The 18464-nt window shown below is 36.7% G+C and carries 14 protein-coding genes and 1 tRNA gene; 13 read left to right on the top strand and 2 right to left on the bottom strand.

Annotated elements, in window-relative coordinates; translation table 11 throughout:
* Window positions 1-115: 115 nt before the first annotated feature.
* A complete protein-coding gene (locus tag RT422_RS03660) occupies window positions 116-1429 on the bottom strand; it encodes an acetyl-CoA C-acetyltransferase (RefSeq protein WP_282841174.1) in 1314 nt (437 codons plus the stop codon).
* 362 nt (window positions 1430-1791) lie between these two features.
* Between RT422_RS03660 and RT422_RS03655 the strand changes: the two genes are divergently transcribed.
* The 4 genes from RT422_RS03655 (at window position 1792) to RT422_RS03640 (ending at window position 6278) form a co-directional block, all read left to right on the top strand.
* Entirely contained in the window at window positions 1792-3174 is a 1383-nt protein-coding gene (locus tag RT422_RS03655; RefSeq protein ID WP_313421323.1) for a 3-oxoacyl-ACP reductase, read from the top strand.
* Window positions 3175-3433: 259 nt separating this feature from the next.
* Window positions 3434-4330 carry a MaoC family dehydratase gene (locus RT422_RS03650; protein WP_313421322.1) on the top strand — a complete coding sequence of 299 codons (897 nt, stop codon included), beginning with the start codon at window positions 3434-3436 and terminating at the stop codon, window positions 4328-4330.
* A 114-nt stretch (window positions 4331-4444) separates the two neighbouring features.
* Window positions 4445-5788, top strand: coding sequence for a serine hydrolase domain-containing protein (locus RT422_RS03645; protein WP_313421321.1), 1344 nt, complete (start codon window positions 4445-4447; stop codon window positions 5786-5788).
* 70 nt (window positions 5789-5858) lie between these two features.
* Window positions 5859-6278, top strand: coding sequence for an HIT family protein (locus tag RT422_RS03640; RefSeq protein ID WP_309592663.1), 420 nt, complete (start codon window positions 5859-5861; stop codon window positions 6276-6278).
* A gap of 40 nt (window positions 6279-6318) precedes the next feature.
* Here the strand turns inward: RT422_RS03640 and modA are convergent, their stop codons facing one another.
* Window positions 6319-7260 (bottom strand): molybdate ABC transporter substrate-binding protein, encoded by a 942-nt coding sequence (gene modA, locus RT422_RS03635; protein ID WP_313421320.1) that lies wholly within the window; start codon window positions 7258-7260, stop codon window positions 6319-6321.
* A 241-nt stretch (window positions 7261-7501) separates the two neighbouring features.
* Between modA and RT422_RS03630 the strand changes: the two genes are divergently transcribed.
* The 9 genes from RT422_RS03630 to RT422_RS03590 all read left to right on the top strand — a co-directional run bounded on the left by RT422_RS03630 (window position 7502) and on the right by RT422_RS03590 (window position 18424).
* Window positions 7502-7588: transfer RNA gene (locus RT422_RS03630), tRNA-Leu, on the top strand.
* A gap of 394 nt (window positions 7589-7982) precedes the next feature.
* Window positions 7983-9014: a polysaccharide biosynthesis/export family protein gene (locus RT422_RS03625; RefSeq protein ID WP_313421319.1), complete on the top strand. Its 1032-nt coding sequence runs from the start codon at window positions 7983-7985 to the stop codon at window positions 9012-9014.
* A 17-nt stretch (window positions 9015-9031) separates the two neighbouring features.
* On the top strand, window positions 9032-9463 hold the full coding sequence (locus tag RT422_RS03620; RefSeq protein ID WP_313421318.1) for a low molecular weight protein-tyrosine-phosphatase: 432 nt from the start codon (window positions 9032-9034) through the stop codon (window positions 9461-9463).
* Window positions 9464-9563: 100 nt separating this feature from the next.
* The gene (locus RT422_RS03615) at window positions 9564-11732 is read left to right on the top strand and encodes a polysaccharide biosynthesis tyrosine autokinase (protein WP_313421316.1); all 2169 of its coding nucleotides are present in this window, start codon (window positions 9564-9566) and stop codon (window positions 11730-11732) included.
* Window positions 11733-11776: 44 nt separating this feature from the next.
* On the top strand, window positions 11777-13714 hold the full coding sequence (locus tag RT422_RS03610; RefSeq protein WP_313421315.1) for a nucleoside-diphosphate sugar epimerase/dehydratase: 1938 nt from the start codon (window positions 11777-11779) through the stop codon (window positions 13712-13714).
* Window positions 13715-13823: 109 nt separating this feature from the next.
* Window positions 13824-14795, top strand: coding sequence for a capsular polysaccharide synthesis protein (locus RT422_RS03605; RefSeq protein ID WP_313379376.1), 972 nt, complete (start codon window positions 13824-13826; stop codon window positions 14793-14795).
* Window positions 14795-16081, top strand: a complete 1287-nt coding sequence (locus tag RT422_RS03600; protein ID WP_313421314.1) for an oligosaccharide flippase family protein — start codon at window positions 14795-14797, stop codon at window positions 16079-16081. The genes RT422_RS03605 and RT422_RS03600 overlap by 1 nt, the downstream gene beginning before the upstream one ends.
* 227 nt (window positions 16082-16308) lie before the next feature.
* Window positions 16309-17301, top strand: coding sequence for a glycosyltransferase (locus tag RT422_RS03595; protein ID WP_313421313.1), 993 nt, complete (start codon window positions 16309-16311; stop codon window positions 17299-17301).
* Window positions 17302-17419: 118 nt separating this feature from the next.
* A complete protein-coding gene (locus RT422_RS03590) occupies window positions 17420-18424 on the top strand; it encodes a glycosyltransferase family 2 protein (RefSeq protein WP_313421311.1) in 1005 nt (334 codons plus the stop codon).
* Window positions 18425-18464 lie beyond the last annotated feature (40 nt).

The raw sequence follows: 18464 nt of genomic DNA, 5'->3' as shown, positions 1-18464 counted from the left end.
TTTTTTACACTATTTTTTTAAGTACTTATTTATCAGTTACTTGAATACTAAGTACTTAAGTATAAGTACTTAAGTATAAGTACTTAAGTATAAGTACTTGGTATTAGCTACTTGATTATTTTTCTAAAATAGCGACTACACCTTGTCCGCCTGCAGCACAGATAGAAATCAGCGCACGACCCGATCCTTTTTGATCCAATAGTTTAGCGGTGCTGGCAAGAATGCGACCACCGGTTGCGGCAAACGGATGCCCTGCAGCAAGTGATGAGCCATTTACGTTAAGTTTACTGCGGTCAATTGCGCCTAGTGGTTTATCAAGACCTAAGCGCTCTTTGCAAAAACTTTCGTCTTCCCACGCAGCAAGCGTAGATAATACCTGTGAGGCAAATGCTTCATGAATTTCATAATAATCAAAGTCTTGCAGCGTTAATCCTGCACGTTCCAACATACGTGGGACAGCATACGCAGGTGCCATCAAGAGGCCTTCTTTAACACCTTTTTTACCTGTAAAATCAACCGCAGCGGTTTCTTGGTAAGTGAGATAAGCAAGCGGTTTTAATCCATTCGCTGCAGCCCACTCATCTGTGCCTAATAACACACAAGATGCGCCATCGGTCAACGGTGTTGAGTTACCTGCCGTCATAGTCGGGTTGGCATTTTTCTTACCAAATACAGGTTTTAATGACGCCAATTTTTCTAAGGAAATATCAGGACGTAGATTATTGTCGCGTGTCAAACCCTTAAATGGGGTGATTAAATCATCAAAAAATCCCTCATCATACGCACGCGCCAAGTTTTTATGGCTATTAAAGGTAAACTCATCTTGTGCTTCACGGGTGATCGCCCATTCAAGTGCGGTGATGGCTTGGTGCTCACCCATCGATAATTTGGTACGAGGTTCACCATTTTGCGGTGCATCAATCAAGTCTTTTGGATTAATGCTTAATAACGCTTGCAAGCGATCTTTATTGGTTTTGGCATTATTAAGTTTTAACAGCGCTTTACGCAGCCCATCACCAATGCCTAAAGGGGCATCAGAAGTGGTGTCGACACCGCCTGCAATCCCCGAATCAATGAGTCCCAAGGCGATTTTATTGCTTACCGCGAAAGCGGCTTGTAGTCCCGTACCACATGCCTGTGACACATCATAAGCAGGCGTTTGCGGACTTAACGCCGTACTTAACACACATTCACGGGTGAGATTGATATCACGGCTTAATTTAATGACCGCGCCCGCCACAACTTCACCCAAGCGTTTATCTTGTAAGTTATAGCGTTCCACCAAGCCGTTAAGCGCAGCTGTCAACATTTCAGAGTTGCTGACATTGGCGTATTGGCCATTTGAGCGGGCGAACGGAATACGGTTGCCACCTAAAATAGCGACCTTTTTGCCAGCAGGCTGATGAGTGGGGTGTTGAAAATTGTCCATAGAAAAGTCCTTTTGAGCAATCAATTAAAAAAATTGGATAAGCCTAAACCAAATAACTTTTTAAAAATAACTAAATTTTTTAAAAATAACTAAACTTTTTAAGTTGCAGTGATGTTACCATAAAACGCAGACAAAAATATCCATTAAAGGTATATATATAACAATAATTTATATAAATTAATAAAACCAATAAAATTTTATTTGATATGACTGTTCAAGGTTGTTTGATTGGTATAAAATTTACACAGTATCTATGTACAGTATCTATGTTTAGCAGCTGTGTTTAATTGAGTGTTTAACTTACTTTTTAATTGAGCCTTATCTAATAGCCTAAGCAAAACTAACTATTCAAAGGAGTCCTTATGTCAGACCATTATTCCCAATTCGTTCAAAATCCATTGGGACGTAAGATTGCCCAAAATTTGGGTTTACCGATACCAATCAACCTTGAGCGTTATAAAGAAGGTCAAGCACCTATTACCGGCAGTGTCATTTTTGGGGTCAGTGAAAACGCTGTCCTGGCAAATGACATTGCCAAAGTATTAGCCAATGTGCAAGCGGATGTCTATCTAGACGCCAATGAGTCAGCGCGTGATGCTTTACAGAATGCGCAGATTGAAGCCGAGCAGTTTGGCGCGAATCAGTATTTTAAAGTGGCTGTTTTTGATGCTTCAGGTATCAACACAACCCATGAGCTTAAACAAGTTTACAACTTCTTTCATCCGATTGCGCGTTCGATTGACCGCTCAGGTCGCGTTATCGTCATTGGCTTGCCACCTGAAAAATGCACCAGTATTGCACAGGCAGCAGCCCAGCGTGCTTTAGAAGGATTTGTTAAATCCGTCGGTAAAGAATTTAAGCGCGGTATCACAAGCCAACTTATCTATGTAGACCCAAATGCGGCGCAAAACCTTGAATCTACTTTACGTTTTTTTGCCTCACCACGTTCTGCTTATGTGTCAGGTCAAGTAGTGAGAGTTGGCGAAGGCAACCCAGTCATGGTTGATTGGCAAAAACCTTTAAAAGATAAAACACTGGTAGTGACTGGCGCGAGCCGAGGTATTGGCGAAGCCATCGCAAAGGTATTATCGCGTGATGGCGCACATGTCATTTGTGTTGATGTGGCTGCCCAGCAATCGGACTTGCAAAAAGTGGCAGGTGAGATAGGCGGCTCTACCTTAACATTAGATATCACAGCCGACGATGCCGGTGAAAAAATAGCCGCAGCGGCAGCCAAACGTGGCGGCTTAGATGGTATTGTGCACAATGCAGGCATAACGCGTGATAAGACATTGGCAAAAATGGATGATAGCATGTGGGATGCCGTCATGAACGTCAATCTCAATGCAGAAGAAAAAATCGATGATTATTTACTCAGTCATGGTAGTTTCAATGAAAACGCCAGAATCGTCTGTGTATCATCCATTAGCGGTATTGCGGGCAATTTGGGACAGACCAATTATGCCATGAGCAAAGCTGGCGTGATTGGTGCGGTACAAGCGACTGCGCCTACATTAAAGAACGGTATTACCATCAACGCGGTAGCGCCAGGGTTTATCGAAACCCAAATGACCGCTGCCATACCTTTTGCGATTCGAGAAGCCGGTCGCAGGATGAACTCAATGAGCCAGGGCGGTTTGCCGATTGATGTGGCTGAGACCATTGCTTGGCTGGCTTGCCCCGCATCGGGCGGCGTCAATGGCAACATTGTCCGCGTCTGTGGTCAAAGTGTGTTGGGTGCGTAATTATTGACGGGCTGAAAAAAATCAGTATCGAGAATATCGCTACTGATTTTTTTTAATCATTTTTTCTAAGTCAAACTTAAACTAAGCTTTATGCAAAAAATCAACAATTAGATTGTGACATTCGATTATAATAAACTAAGTTCTCAGATTTTGAGATCTGACGGTAATGAAAAGTAATGGAATATACCCCGAATACTATCTAATCAAATAGCCATTTGTTGGCTCAAGCTTAAAAAGTAAAAAAGTAAGGACAGTCTGTATGTCAGACCAAAATTTTAGTCGTTTGCCAAAACCGCACACCACCTATGCCAATATTATCAAAAGTTTTTTACCCATTGGCGACCAAGACAAATCGACCGAGGCCGTGCTGCCTAGCGCTACTTATAGCGTCAATACGCTTGAAATCGACCATGATAACTTAGCCGATTACCGCAGGATTTGTGGTTTTGAAAATAATAGCTACGTGCCGCCGACGTATTTTGCGGTGCTATCACAGTCGTTACAGATGAACATGATGGTCAAAGAGCCATTTCCCTTTGCCATGCTAGGCTTGATTCATGTGCAAAATACTGTTACCCAATATCGGCGCATTAAAGATAGCGCAATTTTTAAAATGGCAGTAAGCTTTGCTAACCTGCGCGACCACGATCGTGGTAAGCAATTTGATTTTGTGACTAAAGTTTTTGAAAAAGACGAGCTGGTGTGGGAAGGGACTTCGACGTATTTATCACGCCAAAAAAGCAAAAAAACGACTCACAAAGCATCGACGACGCAAGTAGAACCCAAGCCCACAATTGATAGTAATGATATGCATGAATTTTGGGAAATTCCCGAAGATATTGGGCGTCGCTATGCGTTTATCTCTGGGGATTTTAATCTGATTCATTTGCATCCTTTATCCGCCAAAGCATTTGGTTTTCCAAAAGCCATTGCCCATGGTATGTGGACAAAAGCCAAATGCTTGGGTGCATTAGGTGATTTGCCAGAGAGCTTTACCTGTGATGTGACGTTTAAATTGCCGATTTTTTTGCCCTCTGAAGTGGAGTTTATCGCAAAATTTGATAATCGTGACGAGCAGGTGGATTTTGGTGTGTATGATGCCACTACACCAAAAGCCAATTTGATAGGGAAAATCACCCAAGCGCAGGCTAAATAATAGCGATAAAAAGAAGGTCAATAAGGGTTCAATGTTAAGCGGCTATTTTTTTAGCAAGGTGTTTTTTAGCACAATGGTTTTTAGGAAATGGTTTTTTAGGATGCTATTGAAGCAATGAAGGATTTAATGGATTATCAAGCGCTCAATCAACACCTAGCACAACTGTTATCACAATTTGATCTTAATCAAAAGGTAGGTGGCTGCAGTCTGGTTATTTTTCATGAAGGTAAAGCGGTTACTCAACTGGCTCACGGTATCGCAAATATTGATAAAACTAACCAGCGAATTACCCCTTGGCAGCCATCCACATTGTCGCTGAATTTTTCGACAGGTAAGGGGATACTGGTTACGTTGATTCATATTTTGGTGAGTCAAAACCTTTTAGCCTATGACAAAACTCTGGCTAGTTATTGGCCAGCATTTGCCCAAAATGGCAAAGATAGCGTCACTTTGCGTGATATGCTAACGCACGAGTCAGGATTATTTAATATTGTCAGTATTACCGAACACGCCAAAGACATGCTAAATTGGCAACTGATGCTCAGTAATGTTGAGCAAATGGCATTAAATAGTCCAACTAATACGCATAGTTCAGGTAGTGGTTCAGTTAATAAAGATTCTGTTAATCAGTCGACTCAATCCAGTGCGGATTCTAGCGCCGCTTATAGTGCCTTGGTATCAGGCTGGGTATTGGGTGGGCTGATTGAAAAAGTAACCCAATTGCCCCTGCAGCAAGCCCTAGAATATTATTTATTGGAACCGCTCGATTTGATCGGTCAAGCTTACTTTGGGGTACCCAAAGACAAAGTTGAACAGGTGGCAGGTCAAATACGTGCCAAAGAGACTCAAGCTAAACCTTTACTCACTCAAGATGCTGACTCAACGCTACAATTTTATCAATCCTTGCCTTTTTACCCCGAGTGGTTAACATTGTCTCAATCGGGCTCTCCTTTGACAACGCAGGCCATTAACGCGCTGTATTTTCAACCTGCTAATATCAATATCGAAGACTATAAATCTGCGCTGGTACCCATCGGTAGCAGACAATTTAATTACTATCACCCTGTCACACTGCAGGCGAAAATTCCTGCCGCAAATGGAGTAGCCAGTGCGATAGCACTGGCAACAGTCTATGCTATGCTTGCAAATCGCGGTATTTGGCAAGGTAAAACGCTAATCAATTCTGCTGTTTTTAAGGCGCTTTCAACCATTCACAATGAGCAATTTGACAAAATCATGCCAGCGGTAATGGCGTGGCGACTCGGTTATCATCGTGTGTTTAGTCTGTTCCATGATGTGTCTGATGCATTTGGACATATGGGGTATAATGGGTCTATGGCCTGGTGTGATCCCAGTCGCGCATTAGCAGTGAGCTTTGTACATAATTATGATGTCACTATGCTGGGTGATGATCGCCAATTTATCTTGAATGAAACCATATTAGATTTTTTTGCTTAGCCTAATTGCTAAGGCTTTTTTCTTAGTCTTGTTTCTTAGCCCCATTTAAACAGTAAAAGGAATGTAATCAATGCCGTATGACACTCAAAATATTTTTGCCAAAATTCTTCGTGGTGAGATTCCTAGCCATAAAGTTTATGAAGATGACAAAACGCTTGCCTTCATGGATATCATGCCGATGGCAGAAGGGCATGTTTTAGTGATTCCAAAATGTGAGGCCGTTGAATTGTCGGATATGCCAACCGATTATATAGCGGCAGTTTTCAGCACCGCGCAAAAAGTCATGGCAGCGCAGCGCAAGGTATTTAATCGCCAAGGTATTGTGCAGATGCAGTTAAATAATGCTGAGGCAGGACAATCGGTATTTCATTACCACGTTCATTTGATTCCAAGCAGTATTTATCATCTTGGATTGCATGAAAATCGTCAAGGCGATCATGAGCGTCTAGCAGCGCTGGCTAATCAATTAAAATCAGCGATTGCAAATTAATTCGCGACTTGCAAGTAGCGGATAATTAACACCCAACCCCCTATTTGCAAGCAGGTAAGATAGTGGTGGAGGTACAAATCGGCAAAAACCCCGCATCGGTTAAAACATCTTGTGCTTTTACCGACTTTAGATAATCCACAAAAATTTGACTGGTGTCAGGTTGATTCAAAATAATGCCATCTTGCAGAATTGGCGGATAACTATTTTTAGGCAGTATCAAGTAGTTATTGCTTAGCGTATTCACATTTTGCAGAGCAATGTTATTGGGTTTATTCAATACTTGCGAGAGGCTTACAAATCCAAAATCTGCTTTCCCACTATCCGTTAACGCAAAAGTTTCATCTAGGGTATTGGTATAAATAATCTTGGGCTTGATATTATTATAAAGGTTTTGATTGACCAACCAGGCTTCTGCTGCCACCCCATAAGCTAAATTCTCTGGATTAGCTATCGCTAAACTAAAGGGTTTATTGTCGAGCATCAACTGATCGAGCGTGGTAGTAGGGCTAATGTCCATAGGGTATTTATGACTATAAAGCACTAACTGACCACGGGTATAAGTAAAAGGCGAAGATTTAACGCCCTTAACATTGGCAAGCATTCGCTTTGGGTAAGTCTGGTTACCCGATAAATAAATATCAAAGTTTTGTGGATTGGCATTTACCGTATTATAAAGCGCAGTATTAGGCGCAAAAGTAATTTGAATCTTTATATTCGGGTAATTATGGTTAAAATCTGATACCAAGATAGGCAATACCATGCGAAGATTGGAAAAAGCGGCAATACGTAGAGTTTCAGTCGCTTTGGGTGAAGAGGCAACAGGCGCATTGGTTGAAATAGCTTTGGCAGGTTCTTTGCGAGATTGGTTATTGGCCGCCGTTGAATTTTGATTGTTATTTGAAGAATTACAACCCGCCATTAATGCTGTGACAATAAATAGCATCCTATTGAAAAAGTTCGAGGCAGGTTGATTAAAAGTCATAAATTAACAAATTTTACCCTAGTTTTAGCGATATTATGATTAAGTGGCGGGCAAGAATACTATACAAAGTAGTAAGTGAGTGTGTAAAAAACGTATCGATTTTATTGAAAAATTATTTTTTACGTATTTTTTGTTTTGAGGGAGAAATAATTGAAAAAGTTGTTGCAAAAAAAAATAAAGTTGCTAAAATACCACCCCACATAGCCGATTAGAGATAAGCTAAAAAGCTATAGCCATCCATGCCAGTGTGGTGAAATTGGTAGACACGACGGATTCAAAATCCGTTGCCTTTAAAAGCGTGTCGGTTCGAGTCCGACCACTGGTACCAAATTAAAGCTCCTGATAACAGGGGCTTTTTTTTTGAACTAAAATTGCTTCATAAAAGAATGATTAAGGTATTATTTTTAATTGTTTATCAAGCAAATCTATAATGCTATAATGGATTAAATATTATTGAAAATAAGAGTTAACGCTTTTCTCAATAGTTAACATGATAAAGTGATAGGTCATGATGGCTATATCACTTACTTAAATTTACAAAATTTACAAGCTTGTAGCATTCAACTTTTATTACAATTACGCACCATATCTATTAGAACTGTTAGATTTTGCTTTTTATTTTACGAGATTGTCACATGTTAGCAAAGCTTATAAAATTATCTCCTATCATCTTTGCACTTTCACTTGCTGGATGCAGCTCTAAGACAGCGATTACTAGCGGTATGAATGTTGGTAAATTGCCTGAATCGACAATACCCGACCAACCCGTGTCATTTGTAGCAGATAATGGCATTCGTTTTAATGTAACCGAATTAACCGCAAATAACATTCCAGCACCTAATCTATTAGGGCAGAGAACAATCTCATTTCCGCCTGTCTCAAAATCCGCTGCAACCTATAGTACAATTGCAAAAGGCGATGTGGTTGCAATATCCTTACCAGCATATCCTGAAATCACACCTGTCGTGCAATCCACAGGGAATAATATTTATGCCAACGGCTACCTGGTCGACCAGAGTGGTTTTTTGCAGTTTCCAATGATAGGGCGAGTGAAAGCTGAAGGGTTAACAGTGTCACAACTTACCAACCAAATAGCAAGCCGTTTATCTCGCTATCTTAAACACCCAGACCCGCAAGTACGGGTTATTTCCTATCGTGGGCATAAGTTCTATGTTGATGGGCAGGTAAAATCGCCTGGACAATATGATATCGCGGATCAGCCAGTCAATCTCTATACCGCAATCAGTATGGCAGGCGGCACCATTAATACCTCAGATACCAATAACATTCAGCTGATACGCGACGGTAGAAGATATAACTTTGGTTTTAAATCACTACAAAACGCTGGGTATTCCCCAAATTCGCTATATTTGAGAAATGGTGATACCATCAAAGTCGGTGATATTACCAATCATAAAGTCACGGTAATGGGTGAGTTTACTAAACCCAGTACCATCCAAATTCCTGATAATGGGTTGAGTTTGATTAGCGCGATTGGGGAAGCCAACGGTATGGTGCCTACCTCTGCAAATGCCAAAAAGGTATACGTACTAAGAGAAAATAGCTACCAAAACGAGTCAAATATCTATCATATTGATTTAACTTCCATTACAAATTTTTCGGTTGCAAATCGATTCAAAATGCAGCCGGGTGATGTCGTGTATGTCGACCCAACTGGTCTGACACGTTGGAATCGTGTAATTAGTCAAATATTGCCAACCTCTTCAATTGCAAATATTGCTAGAACCTTTTAAACGAATGGAAATTAACGATGTCATTTAAAAAAATTTTAGTGGTATGCGTCGGTAATATATGCCGCAGCCCTATCGGTGAAGCGCTATTACAGAAACAACATCCTAGTCTAGTCGTTAAATCAGCAGGCTTAAGTGCACTAGTGGGCGAAGGGGCAGATGACAAAGCCATTCAAGTGATGGATGAATGGCATGTTGACATTCGTAATCATCGCGCCCAGCAGCTTACCCAAGAATTGATGCAAACCTTTGATTTAGTACTGTGTATGTCCAAAGATCAAGAGAATTGGATGAAACAAAATTACTCAAGCCAACGTGGAAAAGTATATCGGATTGGTCATTGGATAAATGAAAATGTAGCCGATCCTTATAAGCTACCTATTGAGAAATTTTATGAAAGCCGCGAATTGCTCAATAAAGCCGTAGAAAGTTGGAAGGATAAATTAGCGTAAATTTTGACGCTAGCGAGTTTTTCGAAATTATAAGAAAGATTTATTTATTCTGTAACAATTAAAATGTATTTTATCGTAGTTTAGAATCAAGTGAGTGAGCATGGATCAGAAAGTAAATGATGATGAAATTGATTTAAGAGCGTTAATCGCGGTCTTATTAAATCATTGGAAATTAATTTTATCAATGCTGTTACTTGGTTTATTAGGCGGTCTCTATTATGCTCAATCGGCAACGCCTATCTATAAAACAAACTCATTGATCCAAGTTGACAAAAAATCTTCAGGCGTATCTGCTTTAGGGGAGGACGTTGTAGGTCTTCTAAACGCTCAAGATGGCTCTGCGCAAACAGAAGTAGAAATCATCAATTCTCGCATGATTCTGTGGCCTGTCATTAACCAATTGCATTTGGATTTAAATGTCAATCAAGTAAAAGACAGTTTTTTAGACAAATTACTTACCAAGAAAAGTGTTCTAGTTAGTCATACAGACAATGGGGTGGGTAATTTAAAGGTTGGATTGTGGATAGCTGAATTTAATGTACCATTAGCTTATCAAAACAAGAGTTTCGTGTTGACAGCAATTGACAGCCAAAATTTTAAACTGATCTCTCCTGATGGCGCAGAGTTTACCGGTAAAGTTGCAACGGCATCACGTTTTAAAACGAGTGCGGGTAACATTGATATTCAAGTCACCTCATTAGCCCCCGGTTATTCTTATAACTTGAGTAAACTTACACCGGCTAAGGCGATAGAAAACCTTAGAGCAAATCTTGCGGTGGCTGAAAAAGGTAAACAAACAGGCATTTTAGACGCTTCTCTTACAGGCGCTAATCAAGATGAAATCACCCATACTTTAACGCGCATCGTTAAAATGTATGAAACGCAAAATCTTGATAAAAGTAGCGCGGAAACGACTAAAACTCTCGCGTTTATGCAAGAGCAACTGCCTAAACTCAAATCAAAACTTGCCGAAGCTGAAGCAAAATTTAATAATTTCCGCGAACAAAATGCGACAGTTGATATTGATAAAGAAGCTGAACTAGCTATCAAAGTAAGATCTGAGATTGAAACCAATCTTCGTGAACTTGAGCTAAAACGAGCAGAATTATCCGAGCGCTATACGGATGAATATCCGGTATTAAAGCAATTAAATATGCAGATTCAGGAATTAAAAGATAAGGGAAATTCACTTCAGCAAAATATTACGCGTATTCCAGAGGTTCAACGTCAGTTTTTAGAATTATCGAGTGACGTTAAGATTAGCAATGAGATTTATTTAAATATGCTCAAAAATTACGAGCAATTACAAATTGTCAAATCTGGACAATTGGGTAATGTACGCATCATAGATTTACCTATTAACACCTATGAACCTATTGCACCAAAAAAAGCGCAAATTGTTCTAATCGCGACCCTTTTAGGGTTAATGCTAGGCATCGGACTAGCATTCTTAAAATCATTGCTATTTGCGGGCGTGAAAAATTTAGAAGAACTAGAGAACAATACGGATATTCCGGTTATTGGTGTCATTCCTCATTCATCGCGTTTAACACGACAATTAAAGAACAAGGCTAGAAAGTTTCCATTAGTTGAGCAAATTGAACCTGAGGGAGTTGTCAGTGAAGGTTTTAAATCACTCAGAACTCATCTGATATTCAATGCTAAAAAAACTGATTGTGATATTCTATTAATTACGGGTGCGGGACCTGATATTGGTAAATCATTTATTTCTGCCAATCTTGCGGTCGCTATGGCTATGGCAAATAAGAAAGTCTTGTTGATAGACGCAGATGCAAGGTTAGGTCATCTACAAGATAGATTTAATTTGCCAAATATTAATGGATTGGTCGATTATTTGGTTGATGATACGATTGATGCGGCTAATAGCAGTTATATGATTCAAACCACGCTATATGAAAATCTGCATTTTATACCTAGAGGCAAAGGGCATAGCCACGCTTCAGAATTGTTCTTAAATGGAAAAATGGAAGCATTACTCAATTTTTATCGACAGTTCTATGATTATATTATTATTGATACCTCTCCAGTATTGGGCACTTCAGATACGTTATCCATAGGACAGTTAGTTGATTCAGTCTTATTCGTCACTCGTTATGAGGTTTCCACTGTTAGACAGGTTAATTATGCGATTGAAAGATTGAACAAGTCCAACGTGAATGTTGAAGGTATTATCTTTAATGATGCCAAGCAGTCTTTAATTGGTGCCTATAATTATCACTATGGTTATGAATACAAATCAAAGAACTAATGATATAACAATCAAGCATAACCATATCATCTACTAGGTTTTATATGAGTAATACAACTAACGCTACTAAAACGCCTTTAGCTTTTACCGTATTATCTAATGCGATTGAGCAGCCTCGCTGGCTAAAAGTAGTAAGTCTGTTTGTGATAGATTATATTGCATCTATTATTACGTTGGTTTTAGCGATTGCCCTACGCTATGCAAAATTTGATTTTCATACCAATATCTTGTCAATTATGCTACTTGGTGCTTTACCTGTTATCTTTTTAGCGGTTACCAAGTTTTACTCGCATGTTATCCGAGTTTTTCAAGATGAGCGTATGCGCTGGGCGCTGCTAGTTTTGCTAGGTTATCTATTAATTAGTCAAATACTGATTTTTTTAGGAGTAACCCCTGAGATTCCGAGAGCGGCGACCGCTATTCATGTTTTTTTGTTTTATTTATGGATATGGAATAGCCGAATTGTTTTGCAATTTATTATTTCAAGAACATTGCATCCTGAATTTTATACACAAAAAAAAGAAAATGTATTGATTTACGGTGTGGGTCATATCACCAAAGATTTGATGCATGTGCTGCATCAAACGCACCAATTTAAAATAGTTGGGATTATCGATGTCAATGATAATTTTATTGGGGCTAGGGTATTAGGGGTTAAGGTGTATCCAAAAGATGACCTTGAGTCTTTAATTACAGACTTAGAGGTTAATCATGTGTTCTTTGTATTACCCAGCCATCAGCGTCATATCCAAGAGCGTATTGTCAAGCAACTAGAAAACGTGCCAGTTAAAATTAGTGAAATTCCAAGTTTGGAAGAAATCACCAGTGGTCGAATTAAATTATCAGATATTAAACCGGTTGATGTGCTAGATGTGCTACAACGAAATACGGTTAAACCGGACACATCGCTGCTTGCCAAGAACATCAAAGATAAAGTTGTGATGGTGACAGGAGCGGGCGGTTCAATCGGCAGTGAATTATGTCGCCAAATTTTAAAGCAGCAACCCAAAGCACTGGTATTGTTTGAGTTATCTGAATATGCGCTTTATGCCATACATAGTGAATTGCAAAAACTTGCCAAAAATATGCAGCAGGAAAGACAACTACCAACTGTGACGCCACTTCATGTTCATCTAGGCAGTGTTACCAATCAAAAACTTATTGAACTGCTATGCAACCAGTACCACGTTCAAACCATCTACCATGCAGCCGCTTATAAACATGTCCCTATCGTCGAAAGTAACGAATACGAGGGTGTAATCAATAATTTTGTTGGTACGTTTAATACGCTACAAGGCGCAGTCAGCGCGGGTGTCGAAACCTTTGTTGCAATTTCAACGGATAAAGCCGTCCGACCAACCAATGTCATGGGCGCGACCAAACGCATGGCAGAGTTGGCGTGTCAAGCGATGGCTGCAGACCAATCAACAACCACTATCAGTATGGTAAGATTTGGTAACGTGTTAGGTTCATCAGGTTCTGTCGTACCGCTGTTTAATAAGCAAATTGCCGCAGGCGGGCCTATCACCCTGACGCATCCAGACGTGACAAGGTATTTTATGACGATTCCTGAGGCTGCCCAGCTGGTTATCCAAGCAGGGGCGATGGCGCATGGTGGCGAGGTGTTTGTGCTGGATATGGGTGAGCCAGTCAAGATTATGGACTTGGCCAAGCGTATGATTACGTTGAGTGGACTTAAAGTTAAAGACCAACATAACCCCAATGGTGATATTGAAATAGTCATTGCAGGCCTGAGACCGGGTGAAAAACTGTATGAAGAGCTTATTATTGATGGTGATAATATCGAATCCACCCAGCATCCATTAATCATGCGAGCTCGAGAACGTAGTTTTGCTAAGATTGAACTTGATAATTTCATAGACCATATTATCGAACAATATAATAATGAAAAAGATTTATATTGGCTAAGGCAAGAATTTGAATATTTTGTTGAGGGATATAGGAATAGAAGTAATCCTTAGCTAATAAGCATCTATAATATAGAAAATTAGTAATAATTTTAGCTTATTTAATTTAATAAAATCTATATTCAAATCTAAAATTTTATATATTTAATATGGTTTAACTGCAATGAATAAGGCTCAACTGTTAAAAAAATTAGGTCTTTATGAATACGTAATCTTTTTAAAAGAAAAGATAACATTTAACTTTAAGGATTTTTCTCATCTAGCTTATCAAGAACAATTAGAAAAAGATATTGTTATCAAAAATCATAATAAAAAAAATCCTGATATACCAAAAATAATCTGGATGTTTTGGGATAGTGAAAATATTCCTGCAGAGGTTAATCTATTTAAAGAACGTATAGAAATTGATAATCCTGAATATCAATTAAATTTAGTAACTTTTAAGAATTTAAATTTATATTTAGATGAGTTGGTATTTGATGAAAATATTGAAATCCCTATTGCCAATAAAAGTGATTTAATTAGATTGGCGCTGCTTTATAAGTATGGGGGTATTTGGCTAGATATTACTACGATATTATTAAAACCGCTTTCCTGGTTTTTACAAATTGATAATATTAATAATTTTGATTTGATTGCTTTTTATCGTGAAAAATCAACGACTGATTTTTCTCGACCGATTATAGAAAATTGGTTTTTGGCTGCCCCGCCAAATAGTGAATTTATAAAAAAATGGTATGAGGCATTAGCGCCTTTATTGACTATGGGCGCAAAAAAATATTTTTTTAAATTAAAGGAAAATTCAAATTATACTCAGATTTCACAATCTATAGATAGACCTGATTATCTCTTGGCTTATTTAGCTGCCCAATTAGTGTTATTAAACCATCCCACTCAATACAATTTTTATCTTCGAAAGTGCGAAAATAATGCTTTTTTGATTCATGAAAATGTGAAATGGAAGGCTATCAAGATTAATAGTTATTTAGCTTTTAAAGATAAAGAGAAGACCAATGGATTACCAATTGTCAAGATTACGTCCATTGAACGTACGTTCTTAAAGTATTTACTACAAAGTAAATTAATTAATGCAAATAGTATTTACGGCTCGTTATATAAAGATAAGAAACGCTAATGAAAAATAGTCTAAAGAAGATATTAAATGGACGATTAAAAAATTCTTTATGGATGGTAAGTGAAAAAGGTATAAGTTTTTTTGGCTTAATATTTGTCACTTCCTTAGTGGCAAAATATATAGGGCCTTCGGTATATGGAGAGCTAGCACTTGCAGGTACTATTTTTGCTATTGTAAGAGCGGTAGCAATATTAGGCATCGATCAAATTTATTTTAAGCAGGCAAGCAAGAAATCTTATCAAAATGATCAATTGATTATAAATGCAATCTATATTATAAGCAGTATTTATATCCCTCTCTCAATTTTAACGCTAAGCTGGTTTTATTTGTTTGGTAGTGGTCAACATACAGTGTTTTTTGTTGCCACGTGTTTAGCGGTTTATATTGGCGTAATCGATATTAGGGCTATTCATTTAGATGCGATTTTGCTTTCTAAGTATAATGTGATCGCAAACTTAGTTGGTATCTTAATTAGTTTGATTCTAAGATACCTATTAGTGTATTTTGACTTACCTATTGAATTATTATCAATTCCAATAATTCTTTCTGCTTTTATTCCTTTTTTATTAAGACAGGCAATTTTTAATTCTAAAATTAAACTGCAAAGTAGCAACTTTAAGCGTATCCATTTCGTGAGTTATTATAAATATTTTTTAAAGGTTGGTGCACCTTTAGTGTTATCAAGCTTATCAGTTACAATTTATACGCAATGCTCCAATTTAATTTTAGCTACATTTGAAAGTACCAAAGAAGTCGGGTATTATGCAGTTGCCTCAACTTTAGCAGGTTGTTGGTATTTTGTGCCTGTTACACTAATGATGTCCTATCTATCAGGCATCTATAATGAAAGGGATGAGGAAAAATCAATACAAAAATCAGTAAAATTATTTAGAAGTATTAGTATTTTTTGTATTTTTATTATTATAATATTGAGCTTTTTTGGCAAATTCATTATTACTAAATTATATGGTGATCCGTTTATACCTTCAATTAAAATATTTTATTATCTACTGTTAGCAAACTATTTTTCGGTGATGGGTTTTTTCTTCTTTAGATTGACATTAAAATATGGGGGTTATAAATTCTTAGCTAATAAGATGGTATTTTCCTGTGTAATTAATGTACCACTTACATATATTTTCGTAAGACTTTATGGCGTTATTGGCGGCGCTTACGCAATTATTATCACTGAGTTTATTTCAAGCTTTATAATTAATCTATTTTATAAACCTTTGAGGGCAAAAGAAATACTATTGCAAACAATTGGATTTAGGAGCGCTAAATAACTTAATGATTAAAATTTTACTGCGTACGATAACGTACTTATTCAAAAAACTTTAAAAATTTTTAAATTAATTATAGAGAATGAGTATGAATTCTACTTAAGAAAAATGATTACACTTTTATATCATGTATATTTGGTCTAAATAAGAAATATAAAACATTTTTAATTAATAGTGTTAAAAAGGGTTTTAGAAATCTAGTAAAATATAATGACAGATAAGGTAGGAAGATGTCACGGATTAAATTAAGTTTAGTAATACCAATGTACAATGTTGAAAATTATATTGTAGAGTGTATTAATAGTATAAAAAGTCAGATTACTGAGGAAGTTGAGGTAATTATTGTTGATGATGGGTCAACGGATAATTCAAAAAAAGTACTTGATGATATTATTTTAAACTTGCCAAAAATTAAATCTAATCAATTTAAAGTTCTTAGTCAAAAAAATCAAGGGCAGAGTGTCGCCAGAAATACCGCCTTAGATATTGCTATCGGTAGTTACGTGGCTTTCGTAGATTCTGATGATATTTTACCTGAAAATTATTTTAAACAGGTCGTAGAAATAATTGATACTTATCAACCTGATGTAATATGCTGTGAAGCAGAGCGTTTTCTAAGGAAACCTAACGATACTAATTTTAGAATTTATTTATCTGATCAAGAGGGTTATGTTGAAAATACTCAAGAAGTAAAACAAAGAATTTTTAATCAGCATAATTGGTACCCATGGTTATATATTTTCAAAAGAGAAGTATTTGCAGATAAAAGATTTATCCCAGGTATTTATTTTGAAGATATTATATTTATGACGGATGTAATTATTAGAGCTCGTAACTTATATTTTTCTAAAATGGTAAGTTATTATTATCGAAGTAATGCTGAAAGTAGTCTCAGAGCTGTAAATCTAAGTAATATAAAGAAACAGAAATTAAGTTATGAATTTGTGATTAACTACTCCTATGAAAAAATACTGAGTAATAAGCTGTATGCAATAACTTATATATATTGTTTAGCTGATTATATTACTGACAGTGTTAACAAATTCAACATGAAACCTTTACAAGTAATGAAAAATTATTTTCCATTAAGAGATTTGGAAAATAGGGTTGATCTAAATTTGATACAACGTCAAGGCTATCATAACTTTTATCAACATGGTTTCATATTTATAGGGTGGATTTGGCTACATCATAAACTAAAGAAGCAAAAAATGGCTAGTTAAAGTACTAAGTAATCTAAATTGTATAATAAAGTATTATTTAATGAATTTTTATTTAAAAATTAATTTACCTTCATTGAAAAATATTATTATTGATAGATAGAAGTTAGTGAGAACAATCATGCATTTACAGCAGAAAGTTTCAATTGTAATGCCAGTGTATAATGTAGAAAATTATATAGTATCCTCTATTAAGTCTGTACTTAATCAGACCTATAAAAACTTTGAGTTAATCATTGTGATTGATGGCTCAAAAGATAATAGCGAAGCTATTGCAAGAGAATTCGAAAAAGCAGATAGTAGAGTAAAGGTTTATACCAAGCCAAATGGGGGCATATCTGATGCTAGAAATTATGGACTTAATATAGCAACGGGTGATTTTATTTATTTTTTAGACTCAGATGATTGGATAGTACCATCATTATTAGAAGAAAACTTAAAAATTATTATTCAAGATAATTTGGATTTCGTGGTTTTTGGATTTTATCAAGATAATGTGGATGAAGAGGAAAAATTAATTAAACAAGTTAAACATTTACCTGAAGATAATATTTGGCTAAATGGTGAAGCTATTCATCTATCACCTTATATGTTAAATATTCTAGGTTATGCATGGAATAAAATTTATCGTAAGCAGTACTTAAACCAAAATAATATAAGCTTTATAAATGGAATATCATTATTTGAAGATATACTATTTAATGCCAAGGTGTACCAACATTCAGATAGAATTTTATTTAATCAAAAAGCTTATGTGCATTATGTTCAACGTCCAGTAATAACGCTTACTAAGCAATTTCATGAAAAAAGTTTTGATTGGATAAAATTAAGGCATTCGGCATTAATTAAATTTCTTCAGGCGTGGACTTTTGAAAATAAGGAAGGGATATTAGCAAATGACTTGGTAAGTGGCTTAAGATACTGTGTCTTGAACTTATTTAGGTTTAAAAACCAGTTTAATTTTATTCAAAAAATTGTATATATAGACAAAATGTTGAATGACAAAGACTTAAGGCAGTTTTACAAATTCTATAGTCCTCTTACTGTTCAAGATAAAATTTATTTTATTTTAATCAAGTTTAAAGCTAAATATTTAATCGCACTTTTAGCTCAATTAAGAAGTTAAATCGTATACTAAAATAATTTTGAATTAGTACTTATGTACC

It is taken from the genome of Moraxella sp. CTOTU49803 (assembly GCF_032097965.1).
GTDB classification, from domain to species: domain Bacteria; phylum Pseudomonadota; class Gammaproteobacteria; order Pseudomonadales; family Moraxellaceae; genus Faucicola; species Faucicola tetraodonis.
The sequence above is the reverse complement of the archived record's forward strand: the minus strand, read 5'-3'. Positions and strand labels throughout refer to the sequence as shown.

Excerpts from the sequence above, each read along its gene's own strand:
- RT422_RS03660 (WP_282841174.1), bottom strand. The coding sequence starts at position 1,429 with ATGGACAATTTTCAACACCCCACTCATCAGCCTGCTGGCAAAAAGGTC.
- RT422_RS03655 (WP_313421323.1), top strand. The coding sequence starts at position 1,792 with ATGTCAGACCATTATTCCCAATTCGTTCAAAATCCATTGGGACGTAAG.
- RT422_RS03650 (WP_313421322.1), top strand. The coding sequence starts at position 3,434 with ATGTCAGACCAAAATTTTAGTCGTTTGCCAAAACCGCACACCACCTAT.
- RT422_RS03645 (WP_313421321.1), top strand. The coding sequence starts at position 4,445 with ATGAAGGATTTAATGGATTATCAAGCGCTCAATCAACACCTAGCACAA.
- RT422_RS03640 (WP_309592663.1), top strand. The coding sequence starts at position 5,859 with ATGCCGTATGACACTCAAAATATTTTTGCCAAAATTCTTCGTGGTGAG.
- modA (WP_313421320.1), bottom strand. The coding sequence starts at position 7,260 with ATGACTTTTAATCAACCTGCCTCGAACTTTTTCAATAGGATGCTATTT.
- RT422_RS03625 (WP_313421319.1), top strand. The coding sequence starts at position 7,983 with ATGAATGTTGGTAAATTGCCTGAATCGACAATACCCGACCAACCCGTG.
- RT422_RS03620 (WP_313421318.1), top strand. The coding sequence starts at position 9,032 with ATGTCATTTAAAAAAATTTTAGTGGTATGCGTCGGTAATATATGCCGC.
- RT422_RS03615 (WP_313421316.1), top strand. The coding sequence starts at position 9,564 with ATGGATCAGAAAGTAAATGATGATGAAATTGATTTAAGAGCGTTAATC.
- RT422_RS03610 (WP_313421315.1), top strand. The coding sequence starts at position 11,777 with ATGAGTAATACAACTAACGCTACTAAAACGCCTTTAGCTTTTACCGTA.
- RT422_RS03605 (WP_313379376.1), top strand. The coding sequence starts at position 13,824 with ATGAATAAGGCTCAACTGTTAAAAAAATTAGGTCTTTATGAATACGTA.
- RT422_RS03600 (WP_313421314.1), top strand. The coding sequence starts at position 14,795 with ATGAAAAATAGTCTAAAGAAGATATTAAATGGACGATTAAAAAATTCT.
- RT422_RS03595 (WP_313421313.1), top strand. The coding sequence starts at position 16,309 with ATGTCACGGATTAAATTAAGTTTAGTAATACCAATGTACAATGTTGAA.
- RT422_RS03590 (WP_313421311.1), top strand. The coding sequence starts at position 17,420 with ATGCATTTACAGCAGAAAGTTTCAATTGTAATGCCAGTGTATAATGTA.